1 protein-coding gene is annotated in these 549 nt (G+C 68.3%); it reads right to left on the bottom strand.

Annotated features, from left to right (window positions below; genetic code table 11):
• Positions 1–52: 52 nt before the first annotated feature.
• A partial coding sequence (locus M3148_RS16965) for a transposase (RefSeq protein ID WP_251305906.1) occupies positions 53–549 on the bottom strand: 497 nt, incomplete at its 5' end.

Raw genomic sequence — 549 nt, forward strand, 5'->3', positions numbered from 1 at the left:
GGGGTCAAGCCCTGGGGAGTGGTGTATCGGTCCTCGAGATCGGGGGGTTGGATCAGGCGCTGATGGCGCCGATGGGTTCGGTGGTGGTCACCTCCTCGGGGCTGGTCTCGGCGACAAGGGCCAGTCGAGACTTGGCCAGGACGTCCAGGCCGAGGTAGCGGCGTTGTTCGGCCCATTCGTCGTGCTGCTCGGCCAGGACTGCGCCGACGAGGCGGATGATGGCCTCGCGGTTGGGGAAGATCCCCACGACGTCGGTGCGGCGGCGGATCTCGCGGTTGAGGCGTTCGTTGGGGTTGTTGGACCAGATCTGTCGCCAGATCGCCTGCGGGAAGGCGGTGAACGCCAGGATGTCGGCTCGAGCCGCCTCCAGGTGCTCGGCGACGGCTGGGAGGCGGTCGGCGACAGAGTCGATGAGCTTGTCGAACTGGGCGTGCACCGCCTGGGCGTCGGCCTGCTCGTAGACCGAGTGCAGCATCGCCTTGACCGCGGGCCAGGAGGCCTTGGGGCAGGCGGCCATTAGGTTGGCCGAGTAGTGCGTGCGGCACCGCT

This window comes from Georgenia satyanarayanai, assembly GCF_023715365.1.
In the GTDB taxonomy this organism is placed as follows: domain Bacteria; phylum Actinomycetota; class Actinomycetes; order Actinomycetales; family Actinomycetaceae; genus Oceanitalea; species Oceanitalea satyanarayanai_B.